Raw genomic sequence first — 5,662 nt, forward strand, 5'->3', positions numbered from 1 at the left:
CTATCATGTTAATGACAGACATCTATTTGGGTTCGAGCTTCACTTGTGTAATAAAAATAACCCTTTGGTTGTAACCCTTCCGAATGTTGAGAATGCGTTGATTGGCCTTCTGGATCACTTCGAAGATTATAATGAATTGCAAATTATAGCAAATTAAATAAGTTTAATAGTTAAGCACCCTTCGGGGTGCTTTTTTATGTTTATAGCTTGGACATTACTTAGGGGGCTGTAATAAGCCCCCCTAAGCGGCAATATTATTGCCAGGGATAGGATACTTTGTCGAAGTACGTGACAGCTAAGAAACATATACCGATTACAATTAGTACTGCAATTGCTATTGTTGTCAAAGCGTAACGCCTCCTTTATATTGCAACGTGGACATTGGACTATCCCATTATAGTATGTGTGGGAATCAAATGTTTATGAGAGCAGCGATTTAATAACAAATTAAGCTTAAAAAATTTGGGATGATGGGATCGCATGGACAATATAAAAACCTGGGTATGATCCCAGGTTTAAGAGGTTAGTCCTAGTGATGATGCTTCCAATGATGTACAGCCTTTAAGCCAACATACACGATAGCACCGACTGTCAGGACTCTTAATAATGAGGAGTCGTTCATTCCACAGCCACGACGTGAATTATTATGACAAAACATTATTAATCACCTCCATACTGTAGTTTGCCGATAATAACAAAATTTATTGCTTGGAATAGCAACCATTTTATGACAATCAGCTAATGGCTCGGACCTGCTCAGTAGCAGTCTCAACACGTCAGTCTGTAAATGCGGTTTTTAACTCATGCCGTATTTTTAGCAGACCTTGGTAGCAGGAAGCATGTTCGAAAAATATATTGACAATAAAAGGGAGATGTAAAGACCAGGATTATTTGCCTGGTGGGAAAATGAGCGTAAGGATGCACTGACTATGCTGGATAAATAAAATAACGCCGTCCTAAGTGAACGGCGTCTAAAAAGGAGAGAGAAGTTGTGTTTAGTTTAACCAAGAGTTGGGCGGCTATACTAACCGGTGCTATATTTCTAATTGGTCTCGGTCTAGGAGCCTGGGGAATGTATTCCTGGTATGTCCTGGAACTTAGGGAGGCTTTGGCCAGAACCCAGGAGCGGCTAAGCAGCACAGAACAGTTATTATATATGGAAAAGCAAAAGCCTCCAGTCGTGAAGACAGAAACTAAGACGATAACAGAATTGGCTTATATACCGAAAGAGACTATTATCTATAAGGACGCTGTGTCCGGTACAGAAGTTGTTGTACAGGAAAAAACAGATGTAGATATAGAAGTCAAAACACCGACAGTCTATATGCGGTACAACGGACAAAGCTTCGAGATGCAAGGAATCCCCGGGGAGAGCAGTAAGTTCGAAAAGGGTAAGTTAACTGGCGAGGTTTCAACAATTACAACCATAGATGTTACTGACCTTGTTAATAAAGAAATAGCTTTGCAGCGCGAACAGGATAAAGCGGTATTGGCTGCTAGATTAAATGAGATTGCTGCACAGAAGTACCGACCACAGGTCGATTTGATCGGCGGGAAAGAACTGTTTGGGGGCGGAATCAGGGTAAATCGGATTGGTGCTGATTATTTGCGGGCTTCAGGTGGTGATGAGAAGGTTTTATTGCGATATACTATAATGAAGTAGTAAATAGCCCGCGGGAAGAACCCGGGGGCTATTTTACGTAAATAATACCTAGGAGTTTGGCTATGGCTCAGTCCTATTAACCAACTTGGCACTTGGGTTAACATCAGGTGTGGTATTGTACTCGGCAGCTGCATGGTTTGCAGCTTTTTCTTTGGGAATTTCTGATTCCTTAAAGGCTAGCGGCTCAGGGTTATTAGGACCGTACCCTACCGAAGCATTGGATTCAACTTTCTGTTGCTCAACAGATTTTTCCATGTAAATCACCTCTGGGATATTGTTCCCTAGTTAGACCTTTTTAACCGCATATGTAATTAGAAATATCGGTGTGTATACGATGTCTGACGACCGGAAGATCAGCGAAACCCTAGTTCTGAGTAAGGGGTTAGCTAATAAAGAAAGTGCTATTGTTACTGGGATATACTAGCCTACAACAAGAATGGCAGTTGTCTTTTTTGGTGAGGCTTAAATAGGGAAAGGCACCCGTTGAATTCTCCAACGAGTGCCCTGAGAGAGCGGTTGTTACCAAAGCAGAGAATGAAATATGAGAGGGATTACCGTTTACCGCATCCGCCACCGCAATCTTTTTCATTGCGACACTCGTTAATATTGGCGATTTCACGAGCGAATTCAAGGTTCTTCTGATCCTTTTCATTACAGCATTGCTCATTTTTACGATTATTCTTTCTCATAGTATCACCTCCGTAATTATGATGTCCAAAGATGTTCTTATCATAGCTGACAAATAATGATGATCATAATTTTGTTTAGCATACTGACAAATTGGGAATAGTATGAAGTAGCTAAACAATGTGAGGTGATCTATAGCTTTGGTTCGATTCCGCAATCATCCAATCGTAATTTTTACAGCGTTGCTAACCGTTTATACGCTTTGCAGTTCGATTTCTGCAATCTTTAAGTAAATCAGGCTAAGTAGCCACTCGGACCGAGTGGCTACTTTTATTATAGTGCTGAAAGAAAAAACAGGCGGGAGTTGCCTGCCTGCTACTTTTCCAGATCATCATCTTCAAACACTTTTGACCAGGGTTTGTGTGGCTGTTCGTATTCCCCGGGACCATGCGCCTGATTAACAGGCAGCATTACTTCGAAGTTTTCGATAAAGTCTGGTTTTTGGGATTCAGTTTCAATAGAATACACACTACCACCTCCGGTGTTAGTGTGTCCTGTTCTTACCGATTTCATCATAGTATGGATCTTGGATAATAATCTCTACGCTTCTGCGGGAGTGTCCTGGTCAGAAACTGTTTCGTTGCTCACAACCTCTTTTTGTACAATACCAGTCTCACGGCTGTTACTCAGCGTTGCCAGTAAATCAATCATTTGCTTATTCTGGGCAATAATAATCTCTTGATTTTGTGTTATTTGTTGAAGCGGAGAAAGAGCCATCTGAAGTTTTTCCACAATATATTTTACAATTTTATCGTAAGAAGCCAACATAATTCCCCCTTATATTTTATTGGTATATTATATTAGCAATGAGCTTAAAAGGTGAATGAATAAACCAGGAATAGGTAAATAAATAAGGCACCAGGGTGTAGAGTACGGCAAGAAAACAGACCCCCGGTTGTACGGAGGTCTGTTTTTTGTGTGGAAGAAATCAGAAGGCGTGTTCAAAGGTTGAGGTTAGACTTATTCAGGGTTTTGGATAGGCTTAGTGTGCTTGGGTTGATAATCGTCAGCAGTTTTAGTTGTTTGCTGAGTTGATTGCGAGCCTTTGGATTTAGCCCGTTGCAGGCTACGAAACTGATCGAGAGTTCTCCCGCCCATTGCATAACCCCCTTAATCACGTTATCGGGATAATAGTTCCCTACTATATAAATGCGTAATTTAGCTGATGATTATTCAAAAACTTGCACAAGACTGATGATGACGATATTCGCGGAGGCAAATTCTTTATGCGTACAAGGTGTAAGCTGTTCTCATTGATATAAATAGCAAGCATGGGTAGCCGGTATACACGATGAAATTCTGTGTATGGAGATTTACTTATTGCTCTGACAGGATTTTGCCGGCCATCGGCAGAATCTTTAAAGATATTTTCTGTTCGTGTTTTAGGCAGACAATAGACTACTGGTGGAGGAGAATTACTATGAAGCTTGGCGAACTGGTCAAGAATCCTAAGGGAGCCCGCTTGGCAGGTATATACCGTATCTCGCGATTTGAGGTTAAAACAGCTAAAAATGGCAAGACCTACGGTGATTGTTTTATTAGCGACCATAGCCTTGATGTGCCGGCTAAGTACTGGGATATATCAAATGAATCAGTTATAACTTTGCAAGAAAACTTTGTATTGCGCATCGAGGCCACGCTTGATCACTTTAAAGAGGCCCCGCAGCTAATTATCGATAATGTTTCCATACCCTCCCGGCAGGAGATTGATGAGGCTCTAAAACAACTGGGCATGATGGCATCACAGGATATTGAGCAGTTATATGAGGCGTTAACGGCAATGATCGCTGGCGTGGAATGTAAATCGTTAAAACAAATCCTGGACTACATTTTTGTTGGCGACAAATTGTTTGTTGAAAAATTTAAGCGTCACCCTGGGGCTGTCAAGAATCACCATGCCTGTATCGGGGGTTTGCTTCAACATACGCTAGAGGTTGCTGCAAGTGCCCAGGACTATTGTGCGCGTTATGCCAGGGTCAATAAGGATATCTTATTGGCAGTAGCTTTAGTTCACGATATCGGCAAGGTACGGGAGATTGAAGTGGATGCTTTTGGGATGCCGGTTGGTTTTACAAAAGAAGGAAAACTCCTGCGTCATATCTATCTGGGTATGGAAATGGTTGAGCAGGCGTGCCGGCAAGTTGGTGTTGAGGAGGAGCTCCGCTTAATCCTCAAACACTGTATCTATTCACATCATGGGCAGGCTGAATGGGGAAGCCCGGTGGAACCGATGATTCTGGAAGCGGAGATATTGCATTATCTGGATAACCTAAGTGCAAAAACCGAACAGTTTATCAGGGAAGAAGACAAGGCCTTACCGGGTGGTTTTAACCGGAGTTACACCTTGCGGCGTGACATATATAGACCCAGTGAGGAGTGGACTTAAGAACAAGGCAGAAAAGTTTGTATTTATGCTTAAATGACGGTAAAATATATAATGTGTAATTAAAATATGGTGGTGTTATATTGACAACCCAAAATATCTATCAGCAGGCTGTGCGTGACATATACGAAGCCATTGCCGGTGAAACTGCCGTTAAAACTATTAAAGCTCAGTACAACGCCGTGATTGAAGGCCGGACAGCAACCCATGAAACCGATGTGTACTGGGAGTTTACTGATGGGGATATCACCTATAAAACAATTATTCAGGCTAAAGAGCAGGTAAGCCTGGGTGAGCTATTTACCTTCTTACGGATTGTCAGAGATATACCGGGCCAGGTCATGGGTGTCATTGTGACTCAGCCGGTATATAAGAAAGATATTAAGGATATGGCCGCCAACGCCGGTATTATTCTCTATGAACTTTTTGCGCCGCTTGCCGCTGACGTCTGGGAGCCTGTTATCGGTAATGTCCAGATCAACGTAGACAAAGCCTGGGTTAAAGAGGCTAAAGAACAGGCAGGCTTAGGTGATGAGCTTATTCAAATGAATGCAAATCCCAAATATACCTTTATCTATGATGAGAGCGGCAATTGCGTGGACTCAGTACAAGGCGTTTTTGATCATTATGGCAAACAAAGCAACGCACCTGCTGACAAACTGCAGACGGTTGTTCATACCTTTGCCAAGTCTGTGTTTTTGCAAACCAATCATGAATTGGTGCCATTTATCAAATTAGATAACATTACCTTTGATTTAGAATTTGTTAATACCAATCAAATGCCTGGCGAAGAAATGCTGACCCAGGTTCTTGACAAGACATTAAAATATTTTGGGCATTGAGCCAAAAAAGAAGTCCCTGGCGGCGCTACCGCCTGGGACTTCTTTTGCTAATTAAATTTATGTTCGCCGAACGGGATATCAATAATC

9 protein-coding genes are annotated in these 5,662 nt (G+C 41.9%); 3 read left to right on the forward strand and 6 right to left on the reverse strand.

The window, feature by feature from the left end; all coding sequences use genetic code 11:
- Positions 1–529: 529 nt before the first annotated feature.
- On the reverse strand, positions 530–658 hold the full coding sequence (locus VN379_RS02695; RefSeq protein ID WP_325530526.1) for a hypothetical protein: 129 nt from the start codon (positions 656–658) through the stop codon (positions 530–532).
- 333 nt (positions 659–991) lie between these two features.
- On the opposite strand from VN379_RS02695, the gene VN379_RS02700 reads away from it, so the two are divergent.
- Positions 992–1,663 (forward strand): hypothetical protein, encoded by a 672-nt coding sequence (locus tag VN379_RS02700; RefSeq protein ID WP_325530528.1) that lies wholly within the window; start codon positions 992–994, stop codon positions 1,661–1,663.
- Between the two features lie 60 nt (positions 1,664–1,723).
- On the opposite strand, the gene VN379_RS02705 is transcribed toward VN379_RS02700, so the two are convergent.
- The 5 genes from VN379_RS02705 to VN379_RS02725 all read right to left on the reverse strand — a co-directional run bounded on the left by VN379_RS02705 (position 1,724) and on the right by VN379_RS02725 (position 3,448).
- A complete protein-coding gene (locus tag VN379_RS02705; RefSeq protein ID WP_325530530.1) occupies positions 1,724–1,918 on the reverse strand; it encodes a hypothetical protein in 195 nt (64 codons plus the stop codon).
- Between the two features lie 296 nt (positions 1,919–2,214).
- Positions 2,215–2,352, reverse strand: coding sequence for a hypothetical protein (locus VN379_RS02710; protein WP_325530532.1), 138 nt, complete (start codon positions 2,350–2,352; stop codon positions 2,215–2,217).
- 313 nt (positions 2,353–2,665) lie between these two features.
- On the reverse strand, positions 2,666–2,818 hold the full coding sequence (locus VN379_RS02715; protein ID WP_325530534.1) for a hypothetical protein: 153 nt from the start codon (positions 2,816–2,818) through the stop codon (positions 2,666–2,668).
- A gap of 72 nt (positions 2,819–2,890) precedes the next feature.
- Complete coding sequence (locus VN379_RS02720) at positions 2,891–3,118, reverse strand: hypothetical protein (protein ID WP_325530536.1); 228 nt, start codon at positions 3,116–3,118, stop codon at positions 2,891–2,893.
- A 192-nt stretch (positions 3,119–3,310) separates the two neighbouring features.
- Entirely contained in the window at positions 3,311–3,448 is a 138-nt protein-coding gene (locus VN379_RS02725) for a hypothetical protein (protein WP_325530538.1), read from the reverse strand.
- A 322-nt stretch (positions 3,449–3,770) separates the two neighbouring features.
- Here VN379_RS02725 and VN379_RS02730 point away from each other — a divergent pair, with 322 nt between their 5' ends.
- Together VN379_RS02730 and VN379_RS02735 are read left to right on the forward strand one after the other, a co-directional pair.
- Positions 3,771–4,736, forward strand: coding sequence for a 3'-5' exoribonuclease YhaM family protein (locus VN379_RS02730; RefSeq protein ID WP_325530540.1), 966 nt, complete (start codon positions 3,771–3,773; stop codon positions 4,734–4,736).
- An 80-nt stretch (positions 4,737–4,816) separates the two neighbouring features.
- Positions 4,817–5,575 (forward strand): hypothetical protein, encoded by a 759-nt coding sequence (locus VN379_RS02735; protein WP_325530542.1) that lies wholly within the window; start codon positions 4,817–4,819, stop codon positions 5,573–5,575.
- Positions 5,576–5,662: the final 87 nt, after the last annotated feature.

The sequence above is a fragment of the Sporomusa sp. genome (assembly GCF_035561255.1).
Taxonomy (GTDB): Bacteria; Bacillota; Negativicutes; order Sporomusales; family Sporomusaceae; genus Sporomusa.

Bases quoted from the DNA above. Each gene is read 5' to 3' on its own strand.
- VN379_RS02695 (WP_325530526.1), bottom strand. From the start codon at position 658: ATGTTTTGTCATAATAATTCACGTCGTGGCTGTGGAATGAACGACTCC.
- VN379_RS02705 (WP_325530530.1), bottom strand. From the start codon at position 1,918: ATGGAAAAATCTGTTGAGCAACAGAAAGTTGAATCCAATGCTTCGGTA.
- VN379_RS02710 (WP_325530532.1), bottom strand. From the start codon at position 2,352: ATGAGAAAGAATAATCGTAAAAATGAGCAATGCTGTAATGAAAAGGAT.
- VN379_RS02720 (WP_325530536.1), bottom strand. From the start codon at position 3,118: ATGTTGGCTTCTTACGATAAAATTGTAAAATATATTGTGGAAAAACTT.
- VN379_RS02725 (WP_325530538.1), bottom strand. From the start codon at position 3,448: ATGGGCGGGAGAACTCTCGATCAGTTTCGTAGCCTGCAACGGGCTAAA.
- VN379_RS02730 (WP_325530540.1), top strand. From the start codon at position 3,771: ATGAAGCTTGGCGAACTGGTCAAGAATCCTAAGGGAGCCCGCTTGGCA.